Here is a 20238-nt window from a genome sequence, read left to right on the forward strand (position 1 = left end):
ATGGATTATGACTCCGTCGCCGCCCGCCGCAGGTGTTCGGCGAGCGCCTCGGCCGCCTCCGGCGTGGCGCCGTCCTTGACGCCCCAGGCCAGAAGGTGGCGACGGCGGGCCCACGCGTCCTGCAGTTCGCACACGTCGAGCGGCCGGCGCGGGTCGATGGCGCGGCGCGGCACCACGGCGAGCCCGGCGCCCGCGGCGGCGAGGGAGACGAGGACGTTCAGGTCGGCGACGGTGGTGCGGTGGCGGACCACCGGGGCGTGCGGCCCGAGCCGCTTCTCCATCCAGCGGCGCAGCGAGGAGTCGGCGTCGAGCCCGACGAGCGGGTGTTCCGCGACCTCGCTGTACGTCATCGTGGTCCGCCCCGCGAGGACGCCCCCGGACTGACCGATCACGACGAGGGAGTCGTCGCCGAGCGGCTCCATGCGCAGCCCGCTGTCGCCCGCCTCGTCGTCGATGACGACCCCCAGGTCCGCCTCGCCGTCGGCGAGCCTGCGCACCGTGCGCGGCGTGCGGCTCTCGCACACCGTGACGTCGGTGTCCGGATGGGCGCGCAGGAACGAGACGAGGGCCTGCGGCACGAGCCGGTGCATCGCGGATCCGCCGCCCAGCAGGGTCAGTCGGGCGTTCGGGGAGCGGGTGTAGCTGGCGACGGCGCTTTCGAGGCGAGCCGTCCGGTCGAGTACGTCGCGTGCGTGGCGGGCCAGCGTCGTCCCCGCCGGAGTGGGCCGCACGCCCCGGCGGCCGCGGGTCAACAGGGCCACACCGGCGTGGTGTTCGAGCGACCGGACCCGCGCGCTGGCCGAGGGAAGGCTCAGATGCATGTGCCGGGCGCCCGCCGTGATGGATCCCTCCGTGACGATGTGGAGGAAGAGCCGCAGGTCGTCCAGGTCGTAGCGCACCGGCTCAGCCTACGGCACAGCCTTAGGCTGAGGACGTCGATTCCGCATTGTGGAGCCGTTCGGCCGCGCGCGATGCTCGGCCGGTGATGATCGATTCCCTTCTTGCCCTGCTGGCCGGTGTCGCGGCCGGCGCCCTGAACGCCATCGGGGGCGGCGGCACCTTCGTCGCGCTGCCCGCGCTCGTGGCCCTCGGCCTGCCGCCGGTGGCGGCGAACGCCGTGTCCCGGGTCGCGCTCGTGCCGGGCGCGGTCGCCAGCGCGTGGGTGTACCGACGCGAACTCGCCCCCGTGGGGCCCGCGTCCACGAAGGCGCTCACGGCGGTCAGCGTGCTGGGCGGCGCGGTCGGCGCGGGCCTGCTGCTGGTGCTGCCCGCGTCGTCCTTCGACGCCGCCGCGCCGTGGCTGCTCGCTTTCGCCACGCTGGTCCTCGCCTTCGGCCGGCACCTCTCCCGTGCGCTGACGCGGGCGCTGGGCCGCCCGGTCGGGATGGGCGCGCGGGCCGTTCTGGCCGGGCAGTTCTTCCTCGCCGTGTACGGCGGATACTTCGGCGGAGCCGTAGGCATCCTGATGCTGGCCCTGTGGGGCATCGGCCTCGGCCTCGACGCGGCCGTCGGCAACCCGATGCGCGTCACCCAGCTCGCGGCCATCTACCTCAGCGCCTCCGCCCTCTTCCTCTTCGCCTCCGACGCGCTGAGCGCCCCGCTCCTCCTGACCGCCATGCTGGTCGGCGCCGTCGCCGGAGGCATCGCAGGCGCCCACCTGGCCCGCCGCCTCCCGGCCCGGCTGCTGCGGGGCGTCCTGTTGGCGACGGCGGTGACCACGACCGTCCTGTACTTCGTACGCGGCTGATCCCCGGCCGGGCCGCCGGGCCGCGGGTCGCCAGGGCTCAGGCCACGGCCGCGGCGAGCGCGGCGAACGAGGCGACGAGGACGGCGACGCGAACGTAGTGGAGACGGTCCCAGCGGCCCAGCTGCTGCTTCCAGTCGGCGGGCCGGTTCTCGGGGGTCCACGTCTTGACCCGGTTGTTGATCGGGACGAGCAGCAGCACCGACATGAGCACGGTGACGATCAGCAGCGCGGCGGAGGCGACGAGGAGACCGGTGCCCTCGTCCTGCCAGCCGGCGGCTGCCCGGACCACGATGAGGACGAGCGCGGTGATGTACCAGAACGGCATCACGGCGCCGCCCACTCGGGCGCCGTGGGTGCGGGCGAGCAGAGTGTTGTCGCCGGGCAGGCTGTTGGCCATCGGGTTCATGAAGAAGGGGACGGAGAACTCCACCCCCACCATCACGCCGAGGACCACGGTGGTGACGACCTCAAGTGCGTTGATCATGGTGACCCCTCCTGGGTTTTTCTAGCATCGCTAGATGATGTGGCAACGCTAACGCTAACTGTGCTCGCTTGTCTAGCAGTGCTAGCATCGACTTATGTCGGTACAGGAACGCAAGCAGCGTGAAAGGGCGAGCCGAGAGCGCCTCATCGTGGCCACGGCCCGCGAACTCGCCGAGCGGCAGGGCTGGGACGCGGTCACCACGCGTCGCCTCGCCGAGCGCATCGAGTACAGCCAGCCCGTCCTCTACAGCCACTTCCGCGGCAAGCGCGAGATCATCGGCGCGGTCGCCCTCGACGGCGCCGCCGAACTGGCGGTCGCGCTGCGGTCCGCGGTCTCCGCCGCCGACGGCGGCCCGCGCGCCCGGGTCACCTCTCTCGCCCGCGCCTACCTGGACTTCGCCGAACACAACCCGGCGGTCTACGACGCCATGTTCGAGCTCGACGGGGGCCTGGCGTTCGCCCAGGAGGACACCCCGGAACCGCTGAAGGACGGCTTCGCCGCGCTGATGGAGACCCTCGGCGAGGTCGCGGGGGACGGCGTGCACCCGGGAGTGTTCACCGAGGTGTTCTGGGCGTCCCTGCACGGCCTCGCGACCCTGACCCGGGCGGGACGGCTGCCGGCGGAGTACGCCGAGCGCCGCCTGGAACTGCTGGTGGACCGGCTCGCGGTGGTCTGACCTCGCGAGGCGCGGGCCCCGTGACGCGCCGGTGCCCGGCCCCGCGCGATGTGCGGGACCGGGCGACCGGGAGGGGAGACGTGCGCGGAGGAGCTACAGGCCGACGCCGACTCCCAGGCCGAGACCGAGGCCGAGGTTCAGGCCGAGCGCGGCGAGCAGTCCGTGGTGGACGTGGCCGTGCTTCGCGACGGCGACGTCCGCGCCGAGGCGGGCGTCCACGTCGACGCCCGTGCCCACGTCGGCGAAGACGGTGGTGCCCAGGCCGGCGTCGACGTCGGCGAGGACGCCCGCGTTCAGGCGGATGCCGTCGCCGAGGTGCACCCGCGCCGTGGACGAACCGTCCCTGACGGTGGCGTGGACGGTGGGCCGGGCCACCGAGCCGATCACGACGTGCGCGCGGGCGCCGACGTCCGCGGTGACGGCGCCGGACCGCAGGTTGACGGACACGTTGGTGATGTTGACGCGCTTGTTGCCCTTGGAGAGCTGGATGCCGCCGACGAGCCTGACCTGTCCGCCGGTGACCCGCTTGTCGACGTACGTGATCTTGCTGCCCTTGTCGACCCTCAGGCTGACCCGGCCGTCGACGTCGGCCGCGCCGTTGATTCCGGCGGCGGCGATGCCGTGGGCGTGCAGACCGAGGCCGGCGCCCAGGTCGAGGGAGAGCCCGGCGCCGACGAGCGGGGCGTCGTCGGGGCTCGGGGCCGCGGTGGTCGCCGAGGGCTGCTCGGGGGCGGCGGCGAGCGCGGTGGGAGCGGCGACGCCGGAGACGAGGAGTGCGGCCACGGCGACGGTGGCGGAGCGGCGGTAGGCGGTCATGCGTGTCACGAACCCTCCAGAAGAGAAAGTGTGAAGTTCACACGGGGACCTCTTCCGTGCGACGGGCCGCTCGCACCGGCCCGGACGCCGGTACCACCCGTACGGCCGTGTGTCGGAGTTGACACCCCGTCGCGTTTCGGACCCTGTGGGGGTCGCCTGGTCAGGGTGCGTACGGGCCGTCGGTCAGTGCGGAACGTGGCGCGGGGGCCGAGGTGATGGTGCGGTAGGCGGCGCGGGCGTGGGTGACGCGGGCCGTCAGGGTGCCGACGAGGGTGGCGGTCAGGAGGCAGCTGAGCCAGATCGTGTCGCGGTGGCTGATCCAGTCGAGGGTGCCCGCGGGCGGTATCGCGAAGCCGTTGAGGAAGAGCCAGCACAAGGCGGCCGTGCCGGGGGCCGCGGTGAAGCGGGCGCAGAAGCCGAGCGCCGTGGCGAGCAGGGCGAGGGCGGTGAGCGCGAGCCAGGGGCGGCCGGGGCCGAGGAGTGCGTTGACGAGTGCCACCAGCAGCAGCGCGGTGCCGCCCGCCGCCGCCCATACCAGCGGTGTGGCCACGGGCCGGGGGACGGGACGCGGTCCGGCGCTGCGGAGGGCCACCCACTTGATCACGCGCACGCTTCCTTCCGGGACCGGGTCCTTCTGGGTTCGGACACCAGGGCCGCATTCTCCCACCGCCCCTCGACGCCCCGAGCCCGCACCCCACCCGCCGGGCACCGCAACGGCCCCGGCCCGTCAACCGGCCGAAGTGTGAGACCCCTCAACCGGCCGAAATGCGAGACCCCCCTGGCCAAGCGGTTTACATGCGCGTAACACTTGCCTAGCCCCCGCGCACGGCAATGGCGCCGCGCGCCCACTGAACGACCGGACCCGAGCGAGCCGCACCCGCAGGGACATGGCGACTGCCGAGCCCGAAAGGCTTTCTGTGACGACGCGATCCAATACGCAGGACAATCTCGGCACCCTCCTTGCCGAGATCGAACAGCGCAACCCCGCCCAGCCCGAGTTCCATCAGGCCGTGCACGAGGTCCTCGAAACCCTCGCGCCGGTGCTCGAGGCGCGCCCCGAGTACGCCGAGGCCGCGCTCGTGGAGCGGCTCGTCGAGCCCGAGCGACAGATCATGTTCCGGGTGCCGTGGACCGACGACCGCGGCCGGGTGCACGTCAACCGCGGCTTCCGCGTCGAGTTCAACAGCGCGCTCGGCCCGTACAAGGGCGGCCTGCGCTTCCACTCCTCGGTCAACCTCGGTGTCATCAAGTTCCTCGGCTTCGAGCAGATCTTCAAGAACGCCCTGACCGGCCTCGGCATCGGCGGCGGCAAGGGCGGCAGCGACTTCGACCCGCACGGCCGCAGCGACGCCGAAGTCATGCGCTTCTGCCAGTCGTTCATGACGGAGCTGCAGCGGCACATCGGTGAGCACACCGACGTCCCCGCCGGTGACATCGGCGTCGGCGGCCGCGAGATCGGCTACCTCTTCGGCCAGTACCGGCGCATCACCAACCGCTGGGAGTCCGTCCTCACAGGAAAGGGCGAGGGCTGGGGCGGCTCGCTGATCCGCCCGGAGGCCACCGGCTACGGCAACGTCCTGTTCGCCGAGGCCATGCTGCGCGAGCGCGGCGAGGACCTGGAGGGCCAGACGGCCGTCGTGTCCGGCTCCGGCAACGTGGCGATCTACAGCATCGAGAAGCTGCAGGCCCTCGGCGCCAACCCGGTCACGTGCTCGGACTCCTCCGGGTACGTCGTCGACGACAAGGGCATCGACCTCGAACTGCTCAAGCAGATCAAGGAAGTCGAGCGCGGCCGCGTCGACGCCTACGCCGAACGCCGCGGCGCCTCCGCCCGGTTCGTGCCCGGCGGGCGCGTGTGGGAGGTCCCCGGCGACGTGGCGCTGCCGTCGGCCACCCAGAACGAGCTGACCGAGAGCGACGCCGCCGCGCTGATCGGCAACGGTGTGAAGGCGGTCTCCGAGGGCGCCAACATGCCGACCACGCCCGAGGCCGTGCACCTGCTCCAGAAGGCGGGCGTCGCCTTCGGCCCCGGCAAGGCGGCCAACGCGGGCGGCGTCGCCGTCAGCGCCCTTGAGATGGCCCAGAACCACGCCCGTACGTCGTGGTCCGCGACGCGCGTCGAGGACGAACTGGCGCACATCATGAAGGACATCCACGCCACCTGCCACGAGACCGCCGAGCGCTACGGCGCCCCCGGCGACTACGTGACGGGCGCGAACATCGCCGGCTTCGAGCGCGTCGCCGACGCGATGCTGGCGCAGGGCGTCATCTGACGCGGCCGGGCGGTCAGTTGAGGCCGCCCGGCGGTCAGTCGGCCTCCATCGCGTCGAGGGCGCTGATCGCGGCCCGGACCCGCAGCGCGTCCGGGCCGGCCGTGACGTCGAGCCCCGTGATCGCGGCGGCTCGGCGCAGCCGGTAGTCGACCGTGTTGGGGTGCACGCACAGTTCCTGCGCGGTGCGGCGGCGGCTCAGCCCGCAGCGCAGGTACGTCCGCACCGTGCCGAGGAGTTCGGGGCGGTCCGTCAACGGCCGTACGAGGAGCGCCAGTTCGTCCCGCGCCGGACCCGGGCGCATGAGCTGGTACTCCAACAGCACGTCGGGCAGCCGGTAGAGGCCAGGGGGCCGCTCGGCCGCCCTCGCCACCCGGCGGACCTCCCTCGCCAGCGTCACCGCGGCGGGGATGTCCGCCGGCGCGGCACACGCCGCGCCCGCCATGATGTCGACCCCGGCGACCCGGCACATGTGGGAGACGGTGTCGGCGAGGTGTCTCCAGTCCCGGTCCGTGACGAGGTCGGGCGCGGCCTTGCACGGGACCAGCGCGAGGCCGCCGTCGCCGGACAGCGCGGACAGCACGGCGCCGTCGACATGGCGGTCGAGCTCGATGCGCAGCCGGCGCAGCTTGCGCTTGCCCGCGATGACCGGGCTCACCCCGTCGAGCGCCTCGTCGGGGTGGGCGCCGACCGCGAGGTCGAGGACCAGGTAGCAGGGCGCCACGTCGAGACCCCAGCGGGCCGCCGCGCCCCGCACGTCCGCGCCTTCGGCGAGCGCCCTCAACAGGTCCTGGCGCGCCGACTGTTCCTCGCCCAGGACCGCCTGCCGCTCGGCGGAGTACCCCGCGACCACGGTCACCGTCATCCGCTCCAGGAATTCGAGGACCAGCTCCGTCGCGGTCCGTACGTGATCCAGATCGTCCGCCGTGGCGTGGCCGAGCATCTGCCGCAGACACTCCTGCGCCCCGACGTGGTACGCCCGCAGCACCGCCTCGACGGGCACCCCCTCCTCGGCCCGCTTGGCCGCCGACTGACGCAGCGCCAGAAACCGTCCCTCGTCCGGGAGTCGGCCGGTGCGCAGCATGGTGGCGAAGGAGACGATGCACTGCTGGACGACGCGCTGGATCTCGCCGCGGAGCTGTTCGCGGGGCATGGTGTCGTACACCGGCACCTGATCGACGAGGCGGTCGAGGACGCGGCCGGTCAGCTGGGGGAGGGAGTCGTTCAGTCGCTGGTGGACGAGGACACCGTCGAAGGTCAGCGGCAGCGGTGACCCGCCATCGCCGATCATGCCGCCTCCTTCGGACGCCCGAGGTTACCTGCGCGTAACACCAGCAAAGATCGTCGCCCGCGGACGGGGTGTCAAGAGCGTGTCCGGGGTGTGGGCCACGCCGTTTGTGACGGCTCACAAACGGCGCGGTTGATGTCTGGACGACAGCCGGGGTCCAAGTGGCAGCGGCTGCACCAGTGTTGGCCGCCCCTCACCCCAGGAGAGCCGCATGAGCCGTATGAGTCACATGAGCCGCATGAACCACGGCAAGCGCCGCAAGGGCCTGGCCGCCGCGGCCGCCTGCGCCGCCACCCTCCTCGCGCTCTCGGCCGCTGCGCCGGCGCAGGCGGCCGACGCGGACGAACAACTCCCCGAAGGGGGCGTGGCGCAGGCCCTGGCGAACTACGTGGGTTCCCCGGGAGCCGTGCCCGGTGCCAACGACTGGTCGTGCAGGCCCAGCGCCGAACACCCGGACCCGGTCGTCCTGTTGCCGGGCACGTTCTTCAACATAGGCGCCAACTTCGTCAAGGCGGCGCCCCGCCTGAAGAACGCGGGCTACTGCGTCTACGCCATGAACTACGGCTTCACATCGGCGTCCTTCGACCGCGTCGGCGGGCTCGGCCCGAACCGCGATTCGGCGGCCCAACTGGACGCGTTCGTCGACAGGACGCTCGCCTCGACGGGCGCGAAGAAGGTGGACATCATCGGCCACTCCCTCGGCGGCAGTGTCCCGATGTGGTGGATGAAGAAGATGGGCGGCGCCGAGAAGGTCGACAAGTACGTGGGCTGGGCGCCGAGTTCGCACGGCACGAACCTCAACGGCATCGTCGACCTCGGCAACGCGCTGAATGTGATGGGCTTCGTGACCGGCCTGTCGAACGTCGCCCAGTTCCCCGGTGTCATCGAGCAGACGAACACCTCCGACTACACCCGCGAGATGTGGTCGGACGGCGACACCGTTCCGGACGGCCCGCACTACACGGTGGTCATGACGAAGTACGACACCGTGGTCACGCCGTACGCCACGCAGGCGCTCAAGGGCAAGGACGTCGACAACGTGCTGCTCCAGGACGCCTGCCCGAACGACCGGGCCGGGCACATGGGGCTCTTCAACGACGATCCCACGCTCCAGATCACCATGAACGCCCTCGCCGACGGGCCCGCGGACTTCAAGCCCACGTGCCGCGGATACGGGCTCCAACTCCTGTGAGGCGGGCTCCTCCTCCGGAGTGATGGCGGAGCCGAATCCTCCGGCCTAGCGTGTCCGGCCCAGGGCGCAGTGCCATCCGCCGAGCGCCCGCACCGGGGAGGTCCCGTATGACCCACCAAGACGCACTGGCCGCGCCCGCCTCGAACGCCGAATTCACCCCCGCCCGCGCCTCCGTGACTCTCCTGGAGCGGCTTGCCGAGAAGCTCGGGGGCCGGGCGTCCGTCGCCGCGGTCTTCGGCGAGCCGGTCTTCCGGGAGGGCATCACTGTCGTCCCGGTCGCCCGGGTCGGCTTCGGCTTCGGCGGCGGCGCCGGCCGCGAGAAGGCGGGGGAGAAGGACGGGGAGGGCGGCGGAGGCGGCGGCGGTGCGGGCGCGAAACCGCTCGGCTTCATCGAGATCAAGGACGGCGCCGCCACCTACAAACCGATCCGCGACCCGTGGGTCGACGTGGCCCTGCCGCTCGCCACGCTGCTGATCAGCACCCTCGGGGCCAAGGCCGTCCGCGCGGCGGTCGCGGCGCGGCCCCGGCGGCGTACCGCCGGTTAACCGGCGCTCGCTGCCGCCGCCTTGACGGACGTAAGGAAGAAGTCCCTGACGTCCCCGGCCAGCGGCTCCGGCACCTCCATCGCCGCGAAGTGGCCGCCGCGCTCGAACTCCGACCAGTGCCGGACGTCGTAGAGGCGCTCGGCCAGCGGGCGCACCGACCGGGTGATGTCGTGGGCGAACACCGCGACGCCGAGCGGCACTTGGCACGGCGGAAGCGCCCCGCGCGGGGCGTCGTGGTGCAGGCGGGCGGAGGACGCCGCCGTGGCCGTCAGCCAGTACAGCGATACGTCGGTGAGGAGGCGCTCGTCGTCGACCGGTGTCGCGGGGTCGGTCCAGTGGGCGAAGCGCTCGGCGATCCAGGCCAGTTGGCCGACCGGCGAGTCCGTCAGGGCGTAGCCGATGGTCTGCGGGGTGAGCGCCTGGAGGGCCTGGTAGGGCGGGCGGTTCGCCAGCAGCTCGCGGACCTTGTCGAGGCGGGCCTCGTCCGCCGCGGACAGGGTGACGCCGGCGTCCGGGGCGGGCGGCCGGGTCGGCAGGTAGTTGACGTGCACGCCGACGACGTGCTCGGTCGCCACCGCGCCCAGCGCGATCGAGATGCCCGCGCCGAAGTCGCCGCCCTGCGCGCCGTACCGCTCGTACCCGAGGCGCCGCATCAGCTCGGCCCAGGCCCGCGCGATCCGGGTGGCGTCCCAGCCGCGCTCGTGCGTCGGACCCGAGAAGCCGTAGCCGGGGATGGACGGGATCACCAGGTGGAAGTCGCGCGACAGCGGCTCGATCACGTCGAGGAACTCCAGGAACGAACCCGGCCAGCCGTGCGTGAGGACCAGCGCGAGCGCGTCCGGCCGCGGGGAGCGGACGTGCACGAAGTGGATGTTCTGGCCGTCGATCTCCGTGGTGAAGTGCGGCAGTTCGTTGAGCTCGGCCTCGTGCGCGCGCCAGTCGTAGCCGGTGCGCCAGTGCTCGGCCAGCTCCTTGAGCCGCGCCAGCGGGAAGCCGTAGTCCCACCCGGCGCCCTCGACCTCGTTCGGCCAGCGGGTGCGGGAGAGGCGGTCGGTCAGGTCGTCGAGGTCGGCCTGGGGTATGGCGATGCGAAACGGCTTGATCATGGTCTGTACCCCCCTAGTGTTAGTGGCACTAACAAACGTAGATTGTTAGTGTCACTAACGCAAGAGCTTTGGAGGACCGCCCATGAGTCAGCCCCGCGAACCCGCTCCGGACCGGCTGCGCGCAATCCCCAGCCGGCTGCTCGCCGGCGCCGCCGTCGTCGCCGACCGGATCGTCGGCGAGCGGCTGGCCGCCGAAGGCGCGCGCAAATGGCACTTCGCCGTGCTCCTCGCGCTCGACGAGGCGGGCCCGGCGAGCCAGGCGGAACTCGGCCGCCGCACCGGGATCTACCGCAGCGACATGGTCGCCGTGCTCAACGAACTCGCCGGGGCCGAGTACGTCCGCCGTGCCCCGGACCCCGCCGACGGCCGCCGCAACGTCATCACCCTCACCGCGGCGGGACGCCGCCGCCTGGAACGCCTGGACGCCCTCATCGCCGCCGCCCAGCGCGAACTCCTCGCCCCGCTCGCCCCCGATGAGCAGGACGAACTCGCCCGCCTCCTCGCCGTCCTCACCGAGCACCACCGGCCCGCGCACCCCGGCCCTGGGTGATTGTTGACGTATGCCGGTAAAGTTCCTTTAGGGACTTTAGGTCCTTACTTAGGTCATACGTGATCCGTGACGCTTGTCCCTGGAGGACTGTGCACACGGGGGGTCCACCAGGGAGGTCATTCATGCTCGGCACCGGTGCGTCCGGCGACGGCACGAGAGGGTCGACGCGCGTGGTCGGGCTGCTGCTCGCCGCCGTGGCCGCCCTGTATGTGGTGGCGCCCGCCGTGCACTCGGCCGCCGTCCCGCTGGTCCACGCCGAACTCGGCCTCGGCACGGGACACGAGGTGGTCGCCCGGGTGGTCGGGTCCTCCCTGGCGCTGTGCACGCTGGTCGTCGCGGGGCGGGCCGGCGACCTGCGGGGGCGGCGCTCCGTGCTGATCGTGTCCCTCGCGGGCCTGGCCGCCGGGTGCGCGCTGCTCGCGGTCGCCTTCGACGGCTGGTCGTACGTGCTCGGGCGGATCGTCGTCGCCGTGGCCCTCGCCGCCGTCTTCGTCAGCTGCCTCGCCTTCCTGCCGACCGTGTTCCTGCCCGGCAGGCTGCGCAAGGTCATCGGCGGCTGGCTCGCCGCGATGTCCGTGGGCTTCGTGATCGCCGTGAACCTGGCGCCGCGCGCGGCCTCCCCGACCGGCTGGCGGATCGCGATGGCCGCCATGACCGTCGCCGCGATCGCCGCCCTGTTACTGGTCCACCGCTACGTTCCCGAACCCGCCGCCACGACCCGACAGCCGTTCCCCAACCGGCCGCGGGCCTGCTGCCTCATCGCGTTCGGCGTGCTCGCGCCCGCGGCGCTGCAGCTCGCCCCCGTGTGGGGATGGTCGGACATACGCGTCGGCCTGCTGCTGCTCACCGCCACGGCCGCGCTCGTCGTCGCGCGTCTTCGCTGCCCCGTCCTGGCGCCGGCCTCCCGCGCGCGCCCCGCGCAGATGCCGGGCGCGGTGCGGGCGGGCACTCTCGTGGCGGGCCTCGCCCTCGGCTTCACACAGGTCGTACTCGCCATGGCGCTGCCCTCGCTCGCCGCCGAGAAGGGCGGCAGCCCCGAGTCCGCCGCGCTCGTCCTGTCGGGCTTCGGACTCGGCGGCGCGGCGAGCTGCCTGCTGGTGCTGCGCCGCGCCATCGCCCCCGTCACCGGATCCACGCTCGGCCTGCCGCTCGCCGCGCTCGGCCTGGTCCTGCTGCACTCGGGCCTCGGCAACCACGCCTACCCGGTGGCGGGCGACCTCGCCGTCGTGGCGCTGATCGGGTTCGGCATCATGCTCGCCGCCGCGCCGCAGATGGCGCGCTACCTCGCCGTGATCCCGCGCACCCACCTCGGCGTCAACGCGGCCCTGCTGCCCGGCTCCATCCTCCTGGGCACCGCCGCCGCGCAGGCCATGCCGTACACCTCGGCCATCGACAGCGCCCCGGTCCCCGCCGAGGCCCGCCAGCTACTGCGGATCGGCACGGTCGTGCTCGCCGTCGCCGCGCTGCTGCTCGGCCGGGTCGCCGTCTCCGTGGCGGTGGCCTGCGCCGCCGGGCTCCAGTACCTCCTCGCCCGCACCGGCATCGGCGACTCCGGCACGGTGATCGTCGCGCTCGCCTTCGGCGCCGCGGCCGGCGCCGTCGTCTGGTCGCGCCGCGAACAGGCCGACCGCCTCGCCCGCATCAGCCGCACCGCGAGCACCCTCCAGCACGCCGTGCTGCACCCCATACCCAAGGACCTCGGCCGCCTGCGCCTGGCCAGCCTGTACCGGCCCGCGACCGTCGACACCGGCATCGGCGGCGACTTCATCGAGGCCCTGCACACCCCGTACGGCACCCGTATCCTCATCGGCGACGTGCGCGGAAAGGGCCTTCAGGCGGTGCAGACCGTCACCGACCTGCTGGGCTGTTTCCGCAGCCAGGCGTACGAGACGGAGGAGCTCGGGGAACTCGCCGCGCGCCTGGACCGGCAGGTGCTGCGGGTCGCGGCGGCTCGCGGGGACGAGGAGCTGTTCGCGACGGCGCTGCTGCTCCAGCACGACGGCCCCGACCATGAACTGCGCGTCGTCAACTGCGGCCATCTGACGCCCCTGGAGGTCACCCCCAGAGGCGTCACGGAGCTCGACGTCCCGACCCTGCTGCCCCTCGGCTTCGGCACGCTCGGCGCCCCCGGCGCCCCGCTCACCCCGCACACCGTCCGCCTCGGCGCGGACTCGACCCTGGTCGCCCACACCGACGGCCTGAGCGAGGCCCGGAACTCCACCGGCGAGTTCTACCCGCTCACCGACCGCCTGACCGGGACGCCCTACGGCACCCCCGACCACCTCGTCGGCCACCTCGACGACGGCGTACGCGACTGGACCCACCACCTCGCCGACGACATAGCGATCATCGCCCTGCGCCCCGCGGAGGCCCCGGTCGCCGCCGCCGAACTGCACGCCCAGCGGGACGGAAAGGTGCTGGACGGCTGCGGGTGACGCCGCTGTCGTACGAGGGGGGGCCGCCCTTCTCGTACGAGTTACGAGGGGTGCCGCCGCGTCACGCCGAGAGCCCGGGGACCCGTGGGTCCGGGGCCGGCCCGCCGGTGCGCAAAGCCGTGAGGAGCGTGCCCAGCGCGGCGTGGGCCTGCGGGGCGCAGGCGGCGGACTCGGCGTCGGCCGTCGCACGGTGGGCGCGGCTCCAGGCCCGGGCGGCGTGGCCGTTGGCGTGGTCGACGAGCGCCTGGGCGTAGCGGGCGCGTACGCGCGACCACACGTCGTCGCGCAGGCCGGGTTGGGCGAGGGCGGCGACGGCGGCGCGGTGTGCGGCGCCCGGCGCGGTGTCCCGCCGGGCGAGGGCGAGGGCGGCGAGGTAGACGGCGCGGCCCGGTCCGCCGGTGGCGTGGTCGGGCGTGAGCAGGCAGGCCTGTTCGAAGAGGCCGGCGGCCTGGGCGGCGTCGCCGGCGGCGAGGGCGACGAGGCCGTGGACGTGCGCGATACGGGCCAGCAGGGCGTCGTCGCCGTCGAGGACGGCCCCCGGCCAGATCCGGTCGAGCAGGATGCGTGCCGTCCCGGGGTCGGTGCGTGCGCACAGCCAGGCGGCGAGCCAGGACGCCGGAGCCGCCGCGGGATGGCCGTCCGGGCAGCGGGCGAGGAGCTGGAGCAGAAAGCGCAGCCCGGTCGTGGGGTGCCCGGTGACCCACCAGAACCAGAGCTGGGCGGCGGTCTCCAGGGCGGCGCCCGCGGCGTCCGGGGCGGGGTCGGTCAGCGCGTGCCGAAGCATCGCCACGAGGTTGTGGTGCTCGTCGGCCAGCAGCCGCATCGCCTGTGTCTGGTGGCCGTTTTCCCACAGGTGTTCCGCGATGTGGGCGACGCGTTGGCAGTGACCTGCCCGGCGTTCGACGGCGATGTGCAGCTCGCCCGCCTCGGTGAGCCGACGCGCGCCGAACTCCCGTACCGCAGGGGGCATCCGGTAGCGGGGCTCGGCGGGGCCGTGCGGGTCGTTCTCGTGCCGGAGCAGCCCGCAGGCGGCGAGCTGGGTCAGCAGCCCCGGCACCTGGTGCTCCGCGACCTCGCCGCCGGTGCACACCAGGACGGCGGACCCCTCCCCGAACGACCCGGCCAGAATGCTCGCGCGGCTCCACACCATCCGCATCCACGGGGTGCACAGCGTGTGCACGGCGCCGATGGCCGCGTCGATGGACCGGTGCCGCCTGCGGCGCGGCCGGGGACTGCTCAGCCACGTCTGCCCGTGCTCGACGAGTTCGGCCACGTCGTGCAGGGAGTACGAGTCGAGTTGCGCGGCGGCGAGCTCGACCGCCAGGGGCAGTCCCTCCAATGTCCGGCAGACGGCCTGGACGAGTCGGAGCGTGTCCGGGTCCCGACTCCGCAGCGCGCCACCGGCCTTGGCCAGGAACAGGCGCACGGCGGGGGAGAGCCCCTCTTCGCCGTCGGCCTCGGCCTCGTCCTCGTCCTCGGCCTCCGTCGCGAGCGGGCCGAGCCGCAGCACTGCCTCGTCCCCGAGTCCAAGGGGCCGCCGAGCGGTGACCAGGACCCGCAGCGATGGATGGTCGAGCAGCAGCCGCTGGACCACGCCGACGCACTCGTCGTGGACGGGGTCGACGTCGTCCAGAAACAGCAGCACCCGAGGAGCGGGCCGCTGAGGCCCCTCGGCCGAACCGGCCCGCCCGAGCGGAGTGCCGAGCAGCGCCTGCCGCAGGGCGTCCCGGAAGGCCCCCGGCCGACCGGTGGCCTCCGGCCAGGACACCCGCACCACCTGCCGCCGCGACAGCCGGGCCCGCCGCACCGCGACCTCGCTCAGCAGGCTCTTGCCGACACCGGCGGGGCCGGTCACGGTGACCAACCGGTGCCCGGTCAACAGGGCCTGCAAGCAGAGCAGTTGAGGCTCGCGCCCGATCAGTGGGTCATCGGGTCTGCCGGCCGCTCTGCTGTCCGCGACCAGCCTGAGCAGCGTGTCGACCTCGCCGACTTGCTTGCGCACCTTGTGTCCTTGCCGCATCGACGAATGGGATGAGGGAAGCCCCGCAGGTCCCGTAGGTTCCGCAGGTCCCGTAGGTTCCGCAGATCCCGCAGAATCGTTACTTTCGGGGCTTCCGGCATCTTCAACGCCGGTGCCGCGCGCCGGTAGTGCGCGCGGGCGCAGCGGCACCCGCATGAGTGAACAGGTGCCCTGCCGCCCGTCACGTCAGGCCAGGGGGAACTTGGCCACGTACGTGTCGAAGGGCTCGATGCCGACCTCCGCGCGCAGCTCGTCCATCCGGTCGGGCTCCGCGCACGGCCACGGAATCGGTGCCCCGTCCCGCACGCCCGCGATCTGTGTGCCGTAGATCTGCTCACGGCCCTCATTGACGAGCGTGCGGTCCCGCAGGAAGGCGAGTTCGCGCGGCGTCGCCGAGCCCGCGGCCACCGCCTCCGCCAGCAGCCCCAGCGCCCGCCGCTGCACGTCGAGCTGCCGGTCGGCGTGCTGGGCGATCAGCCATGCCGCGCGGGCGGCCTCCTCGCCGACCAGGTCCGCGGTCGGCCAGCCGTGCGCGTCCATGATCTCGCCGAGCCGGTCGCCGTGCCGGGTGGTGACGCGCCGCCAGGCCAGCTGCTGGGCGGGGTCGTCGCTGTTCGCGTCTGCCGTGGAGCGGTGGTCGGCGGCGGCCATCTCCGTGAGTTCTGTCGCCAGCGCGGCGAGGTCCTGCGCCACGTCAACTCCCTCGTCCGATCGGTGCCGTGGGTCCGCCCGCCAGACTAGGGGAGGCGTGGCCGCAGGCCGCGCGGGGAGCGCTACTCCTTGACCGCCCCGGTCAGCATCCCCTCGATGAACCGCCGTTGCAGTGCCACGTACACCACCACGACCGGCAGCGCGATCAGCACGGACGCCGCCGCGAGCAGGGTCGTGTCCGCGCTCTGCTGGCCCTGGAAGAAGGCCAGGCCCAGCGGCACCGTGCGCAGTGCCTCGTCGCTGATCATCACCAGGGCCATCAGGAACTCGTTCCACGTCCACATGAACGTGATGACGACGAGCGTGGTGATGGCCGGGCGGCCCATCGGGACGAGGATCCGCCACAGCGTGGTCCAGGAGTTCGCGCCGTCGACGCGCGCCGCCTCGATGACGGAACGCGTACTGCCCATGAAGTACGTCCGCATCCAGAACACGCCGAACGCGAGGGACTGGGCGGTCTGAGGCAGGATCAGCGCCCAGTAGGTGTCGGTGAGTTGGAAGTGCCGGAGGTCGAAGTACAGCGGGACGACGAGCGCTTCCTGGGGGAGGGTGAGGCCCAGGACGAAGAGGTAGAACAGGGGTGTCGAGCCGCGGAAGCGCATCGTGCCGAAGGCGTACGCGGCGAGCACGGACAGGACTGTGGACGCCGTCACCACGGCCGCCGTGACGAGTATCGAGTTGCCGAGGTAGGTGCCGAAGTGGCCGCGCTGCCATGCCTGTTGGAAGTTGGACCAGTGGACGGCGTCCGGGAGTGCGAAGCCGCCGCCGAGCGCGTCGGGGGAGGAGAAGGCGGTCGAGAGGATGCCGACGACCGGAGTCAGGGCCAGCACCGCGAAGAGGGCCAGGATCGTGTACGTGGCCGTGCGTTCGAGGCGGGATGTCATGCGCGGCGCCCTTCGACGAGACGGGAGACCGTGACGGTCAGGGCGAAGATGAGCACGGTGAGCGCGACACCGATGGCGGCGGCCGAGCCGACCTGGTTCAGCTCGAAGGCGCGGTGGTAGACCTCGTACGCCGGTACGGAGGTGGCGTTGCCGGGGCCGCCGCCCGTGGTGATGTAGACGAGGTCGAAATTGCGCAGGCCCGCGATGATCGTGAGGGTCAGGGCGACCGCGATCTCGCCGCGAAGCCCGGGGAGGGTCACGGCGAAGAACTCCCGTACCGCGCCCGCCCCGTCGAGCCGCGCAGCCTCGTACAGCTCGCGTGGGATGCGCTGCGTACCGGCCAGGAAGAGGACCATGCACAGGCCGGTCATGACCCACGTGCCGACCACGCCCACGGCCGGCAGCGCCCAGGTGTCGTCGCCCAGCCAGGGGCGGGCCAGGCCGTCGAGGCCGACGCCGCGCAGCACGTCGTTGAGCAGGCCGTCCGGGGCCAGGATGGAGCGCCAGGCGACACCCACGACGACCATCGCAAGGACCTGCGGCAGGAACAGCACCGTACGGAAGAAGGTCAGTCCGCGGACCCGGATGCGGGACATCGTCGCCGCGAGCAGCAGCCCGATGGCGACCGGGAGCGCCGCGTAGAACAGCAGCAGCACCAGCGCGTGGACGAACGGGGCGCGCAGGCTCGGGTCCGTGAAGAGGGAGGTGTAGTTGTCCAGGCCCGCGGACGTGGCGCGGGTCAGGCCGTCCCAGTGCAGGAAGGACAGGCCGACCGCCTGGCCGAAGGGGTAGAGGAGGAACAGGCCGTAGACCGCGAGTGCGGGCAGCACGTAGAGGTAGCCGATGGAGCGGGGCTCGCCGGGGGCCCGGCGCGGCGGCTGAAGGCGTTGGGGGTGTTTGAGGTGTTTGGTCACGAGGTCGGCGCCCCCGAACTGCCCGCGCCGCGCTGCTTGTTCATGAACGCGCCGTAATCCGCCTGCAGCTTGCGCGCGAAGCCTCGCGAGGACGTCTTGCCCGCGATGAGGTCCTGGAGCGCCGCCGACGTCGTGTCGTAGAACGTGGGTGTGGCGTAGTCGAGGTACGGGACCAGTCCGTCGGCCGAGGTCAACTGGCGCCAGGCGGCGACCATTCGGCCGTCCGGGGAGTCCGGGTCGAGCGCGTTCGCGGCCTTGCCGGGGACGGCCGGGAGCACGCCGTTCTCCGTCATCACGTCGGCCGCGTGCTCGTTGGTGAGGAAGTCGAGGTAGGCGGCGGCGACTTCGGGGTGCGCGGAGCGTGAGGTGATCGACCACGCGAGGCCCTGGCCGCCCGTCGTGGTGGGCTTGCCGTTCCTGGTGGCCGGTGGCGGCGGCATGACACCGAGGTCGTCGCCGAGCCGCTTGCGGAGATCGGTCTGCATCCAGGTGCCGGTGATCGTGTACGCGCCCTGGCCCGCCATGAACTTCTTGTTGGCGTCGTCGTAGCCGAGGCCGTTCGCGTCCTTGGGCAGGTAGCCGCGGTCCATCCACTCGGTGAGTGTGTCGGCCGCCTTCGTCGTACGGGAGGTGGCGAAGCCGTCGCCGTCGCCGAGCACCGTGTCTCGGGCCTGCTCGGTGCCGTGCTGGTCCTGGAGCATGCCGAAGGTGTGGATCGCGGGCCACTTGTCGAGGTTGCCGAACTGGACGGGCAGCTCGCCGGCCTTCTTCAGCTCCGCGAGGCTGTCGGTGAACTCGGCCCAGGTGCGCGGGGGTTGGACACCCGCCTTCTTCAGCACCGCCTTGTTGTAGTAGAGGCCCACGAACTCGCCCGTCTGGGATATCCCGTACAGGCGGCCGGTGCCGAAGCGGCGGGACGCGCCGCGCGCCGTGACCCGGTTGAGGTTGAGGAGCGTGGCCGGGTAGCGGGTGTTCCACTCGTAGATGCCCGCGTAGTTGTCCAGCGGGGTCAGCAGCCCCGCCTCGACGAAGGCCACCATGTCCGGGTAGCCCTGGTTGGCCTGGACGACATCGGGCGGGTTGTTGCCGGAGAGGGCCAGCTTGAGGGTGGTCTTGAGGTCGTCGAAGCTGCGCGAGACACGTTTGATCGTGACGTTCGGGTACCGGTGCTGGAACTCCTTGTTCAGCTGCTCGATCTCGGCGTTGGTGCCGCCGCGCGTCTCCTGGTCCCACACATGGAGTGTCACGTTCCCGGCCTTCGCCGGGTCGGGTACGCCGCCGCTGCCGGGGGCGGTGTCCCCGGACGTGGCGCCGGAGCCGTCCGTGCCCGGGGTGCAGCTCGCGGCGCCGACGGCGAGGGTGGCGGCGAGGACCGATCTCCGGGTGACTCTTGATGTCATGGTGCCCTCCTACGCGGCCCGGAAGCCGAGGGTCGGTGTGGCACGGTGGCGGGCCACCTCGTGCAGGCGGGCGGGGACGACATCGGTCAGGAAGCCGTAGCGGCGCGCGAGTTCCCTGGTGGCGGCGTCGCCGGATCCGGCGCGCGCCGTCAACTCGCCCCACCATGCGGCCACTTCGACCCAGCCCGGCGCGGACAGCGAACCGCCGAAGTGCTGCACGGACAGGGCGGCCGTCAGGTTGGCGAAGGCCAGGCGGTCGGCGAGCGGCCAGCCGGCGAGGGTGCCGGTCACGAAGCCGGCCATGAACACATCCCCCGCGCCGGTCGGATCGAGCGCCTCCACGCGCAGACCGGGCACGTCGGCGTGCTCACCGGTGACCGAGTCGATCGCGACGGCGCCCGCCGGGCCCTTCGTGACGACGGCGATAGGGACGAGCTCGGCGAGCGCTGCCACCGCGTCCTCAGGTGTGTCGGTGCGCGTGTAGTGCAGCGCCTCCGTGGCGTTGGGAAGGAAGGCGTGCGCGTACGGGAGTCCGGTCAGCGTCGCGGTGTCCCAGCGGCCCGACTCGTCCCAGCCGACGTCGGCGAAGATGCGGGTGCCCTGGGCGTGGGCCTGCCGCAGCCACCCGTCCTCGCGGTCGGGTTCGAGGGAGGCGACGCCGGCGCGGGCGCGCGGCACGGCGTGGTCGAGCGGGGGCGCCGGGTGCTCGTGCGTCACCATCGTGCGCTCGCCGTCGTACGCCATCGAGACCGTCACCGGCGAGTGCCAGCCGGGCAGCCGCTGGGAGTGGGTGAGGTTGACGCGTTCGACGTCGGCGAGCGACTCCCAGCAGTAGTCGCCGTACAGGTCCGTGCCGAAGGAGGCCGCGAGGGTGGTGCGCAGGCCGAGGCGGGCGAGCGCGGTGGCCATGTTGGCGATCCCGCCGGGGCTCGAACCCATGCCGCGGGCCCAGTTCTCGGTGCCGACCCGCGGGGCGCCGTCGAGCCCGGTGAAGACCAGGTCCATGAAGACGGTGCCCGTCAGGAACACATCGTGCGCGGGGTCGCCGGCGGCGCGCACCGCCGCCAGCGGATCGACGCACTCGCACCTCGACCTGCTCGGACTCACCCTGGTCCCCTCCCTGTTCGGCCGCGTCGCCCGGGTGTGGCACAACGCTGACCGATACCTTGCACCGCAGGTCAGGTGTGTGCAAGAAGTTGA

The 20238-nt window shown here is 72.6% G+C and carries 19 protein-coding genes; 7 read left to right on the top strand and 12 right to left on the bottom strand.

Going from position 1 to position 20238, the window contains the following annotated elements; translation table 11 throughout:
• Positions 1–5: 5 nt before the first annotated feature.
• Positions 6–899: a LysR family transcriptional regulator gene (locus RBJ65_RS22210; RefSeq protein ID WP_306323888.1), complete on the bottom strand. Its 894-nt coding sequence runs from the start codon at positions 897–899 to the stop codon at positions 6–8.
• 86 nt (positions 900–985) lie between these two features.
• On the opposite strand from RBJ65_RS22210, the gene RBJ65_RS22215 reads away from it, so the two are divergent.
• Positions 986–1747 carry a sulfite exporter TauE/SafE family protein gene (locus RBJ65_RS22215; RefSeq protein WP_306323911.1) on the top strand — a complete coding sequence of 254 codons (762 nt, stop codon included), beginning with the start codon at positions 986–988 and terminating at the stop codon, positions 1745–1747.
• A 37-nt stretch (positions 1748–1784) separates the two neighbouring features.
• On the opposite strand, the gene RBJ65_RS22220 is transcribed toward RBJ65_RS22215, so the two are convergent.
• The gene (locus RBJ65_RS22220) at positions 1785–2231 is read right to left on the bottom strand and encodes a DUF1772 domain-containing protein (protein ID WP_306323889.1); all 447 of its coding nucleotides are present in this window, start codon (positions 2229–2231) and stop codon (positions 1785–1787) included.
• A 94-nt stretch (positions 2232–2325) separates the two neighbouring features.
• Here RBJ65_RS22220 and RBJ65_RS22225 point away from each other — a divergent pair, with 94 nt between their 5' ends.
• Entirely contained in the window at positions 2326–2907 is a 582-nt protein-coding gene (locus RBJ65_RS22225) for a TetR/AcrR family transcriptional regulator (RefSeq protein ID WP_306323890.1), read from the top strand.
• Between the two features lie 93 nt (positions 2908–3000).
• Here RBJ65_RS22225 and RBJ65_RS22230 read toward each other — a convergent pair whose 3' ends face one another.
• Together RBJ65_RS22230 and RBJ65_RS22235 are read right to left on the bottom strand one after the other, a co-directional pair.
• Positions 3001–3732: a hypothetical protein gene (locus RBJ65_RS22230; RefSeq protein WP_306323891.1), complete on the bottom strand. Its 732-nt coding sequence runs from the start codon at positions 3730–3732 to the stop codon at positions 3001–3003.
• Positions 3733–3883: 151 nt separating this feature from the next.
• On the bottom strand, positions 3884–4327 hold the full coding sequence (locus RBJ65_RS22235) for a hypothetical protein (protein ID WP_306323892.1): 444 nt from the start codon (positions 4325–4327) through the stop codon (positions 3884–3886).
• A gap of 313 nt (positions 4328–4640) precedes the next feature.
• Between RBJ65_RS22235 and gdhA the strand changes: the two genes are divergently transcribed.
• The gene (gene gdhA / locus RBJ65_RS22240; protein WP_306323893.1) at positions 4641–5996 is read left to right on the top strand and encodes an NADP-specific glutamate dehydrogenase; all 1356 of its coding nucleotides are present in this window, start codon (positions 4641–4643) and stop codon (positions 5994–5996) included.
• Positions 5997–6030: 34 nt separating this feature from the next.
• Here gdhA and RBJ65_RS22245 read toward each other — a convergent pair whose 3' ends face one another.
• Positions 6031–7284: a CdaR family transcriptional regulator gene (locus RBJ65_RS22245; RefSeq protein WP_306323894.1), complete on the bottom strand. Its 1254-nt coding sequence runs from the start codon at positions 7282–7284 to the stop codon at positions 6031–6033.
• Positions 7285–7492: 208 nt separating this feature from the next.
• On the opposite strand from RBJ65_RS22245, the gene RBJ65_RS22250 reads away from it, so the two are divergent.
• Both RBJ65_RS22250 and RBJ65_RS22255 read left to right on the top strand, forming a co-directional pair.
• Positions 7493–8473: an alpha/beta fold hydrolase gene (locus tag RBJ65_RS22250; RefSeq protein ID WP_306323895.1), complete on the top strand. Its 981-nt coding sequence runs from the start codon at positions 7493–7495 to the stop codon at positions 8471–8473.
• Positions 8474–8580: 107 nt separating this feature from the next.
• Positions 8581–9018 carry a spore germination protein GerW family protein gene (locus tag RBJ65_RS22255; RefSeq protein WP_306323896.1) on the top strand — a complete coding sequence of 146 codons (438 nt, stop codon included), beginning with the start codon at positions 8581–8583 and terminating at the stop codon, positions 9016–9018.
• Here RBJ65_RS22255 and RBJ65_RS22260 read toward each other — a convergent pair.
• Positions 9015–10124, bottom strand: a complete 1110-nt coding sequence (locus tag RBJ65_RS22260) for an epoxide hydrolase family protein (protein WP_306323897.1) — start codon at positions 10122–10124, stop codon at positions 9015–9017. The genes RBJ65_RS22255 and RBJ65_RS22260 overlap by 4 nt on opposite strands.
• An 82-nt stretch (positions 10125–10206) precedes the next feature.
• Between RBJ65_RS22260 and RBJ65_RS22265 the strand changes: the two genes are divergently transcribed.
• The gene (locus RBJ65_RS22265) at positions 10207–10674 is read left to right on the top strand and encodes a MarR family winged helix-turn-helix transcriptional regulator (RefSeq protein ID WP_306323898.1); all 468 of its coding nucleotides are present in this window, start codon (positions 10207–10209) and stop codon (positions 10672–10674) included.
• Between the two features lie 122 nt (positions 10675–10796).
• Positions 10797–13109 (top strand): MFS transporter, encoded by a 2313-nt coding sequence (locus tag RBJ65_RS22270; RefSeq protein ID WP_306323899.1) that lies wholly within the window; start codon positions 10797–10799, stop codon positions 13107–13109.
• A 61-nt stretch (positions 13110–13170) separates the two neighbouring features.
• Here RBJ65_RS22270 and RBJ65_RS22275 read toward each other — a convergent pair whose 3' ends face one another.
• From RBJ65_RS22275 to RBJ65_RS22300, 6 genes are all read right to left on the bottom strand, one after another.
• On the bottom strand, positions 13171–15111 hold the full coding sequence (locus tag RBJ65_RS22275; RefSeq protein WP_306323900.1) for a hypothetical protein: 1941 nt from the start codon (positions 15109–15111) through the stop codon (positions 13171–13173).
• 204 nt (positions 15112–15315) lie between these two features.
• Positions 15316–15822 carry a DUF6624 domain-containing protein gene (locus RBJ65_RS22280; RefSeq protein WP_306323901.1) on the bottom strand — a complete coding sequence of 169 codons (507 nt, stop codon included), beginning with the start codon at positions 15820–15822 and terminating at the stop codon, positions 15316–15318.
• Between the two features lie 80 nt (positions 15823–15902).
• The gene (locus tag RBJ65_RS22285) at positions 15903–16724 is read right to left on the bottom strand and encodes a carbohydrate ABC transporter permease (RefSeq protein ID WP_306323902.1); all 822 of its coding nucleotides are present in this window, start codon (positions 16722–16724) and stop codon (positions 15903–15905) included.
• Positions 16721–17638: a carbohydrate ABC transporter permease gene (locus RBJ65_RS22290; RefSeq protein ID WP_306323903.1), complete on the bottom strand. Its 918-nt coding sequence runs from the start codon at positions 17636–17638 to the stop codon at positions 16721–16723. Before RBJ65_RS22290 ends, RBJ65_RS22285 begins: the two co-directional genes overlap by 4 nt.
• A complete protein-coding gene (locus RBJ65_RS22295; protein ID WP_306323904.1) occupies positions 17635–19038 on the bottom strand; it encodes an extracellular solute-binding protein in 1404 nt (467 codons plus the stop codon). Before RBJ65_RS22295 ends, RBJ65_RS22290 begins: the two co-directional genes overlap by 4 nt.
• Before the next feature lie 9 nt (positions 19039–19047).
• Complete coding sequence (locus RBJ65_RS22300; RefSeq protein ID WP_306323905.1) at positions 19048–20145, bottom strand: carbohydrate kinase family protein; 1098 nt, start codon at positions 20143–20145, stop codon at positions 19048–19050.
• Positions 20146–20238: the final 93 nt, after the last annotated feature.

The organism is Streptomyces sp. KL109B (assembly GCF_030766935.1).
In the GTDB taxonomy this organism is placed as follows: domain Bacteria; phylum Actinomycetota; class Actinomycetes; order Streptomycetales; family Streptomycetaceae; genus Streptomyces.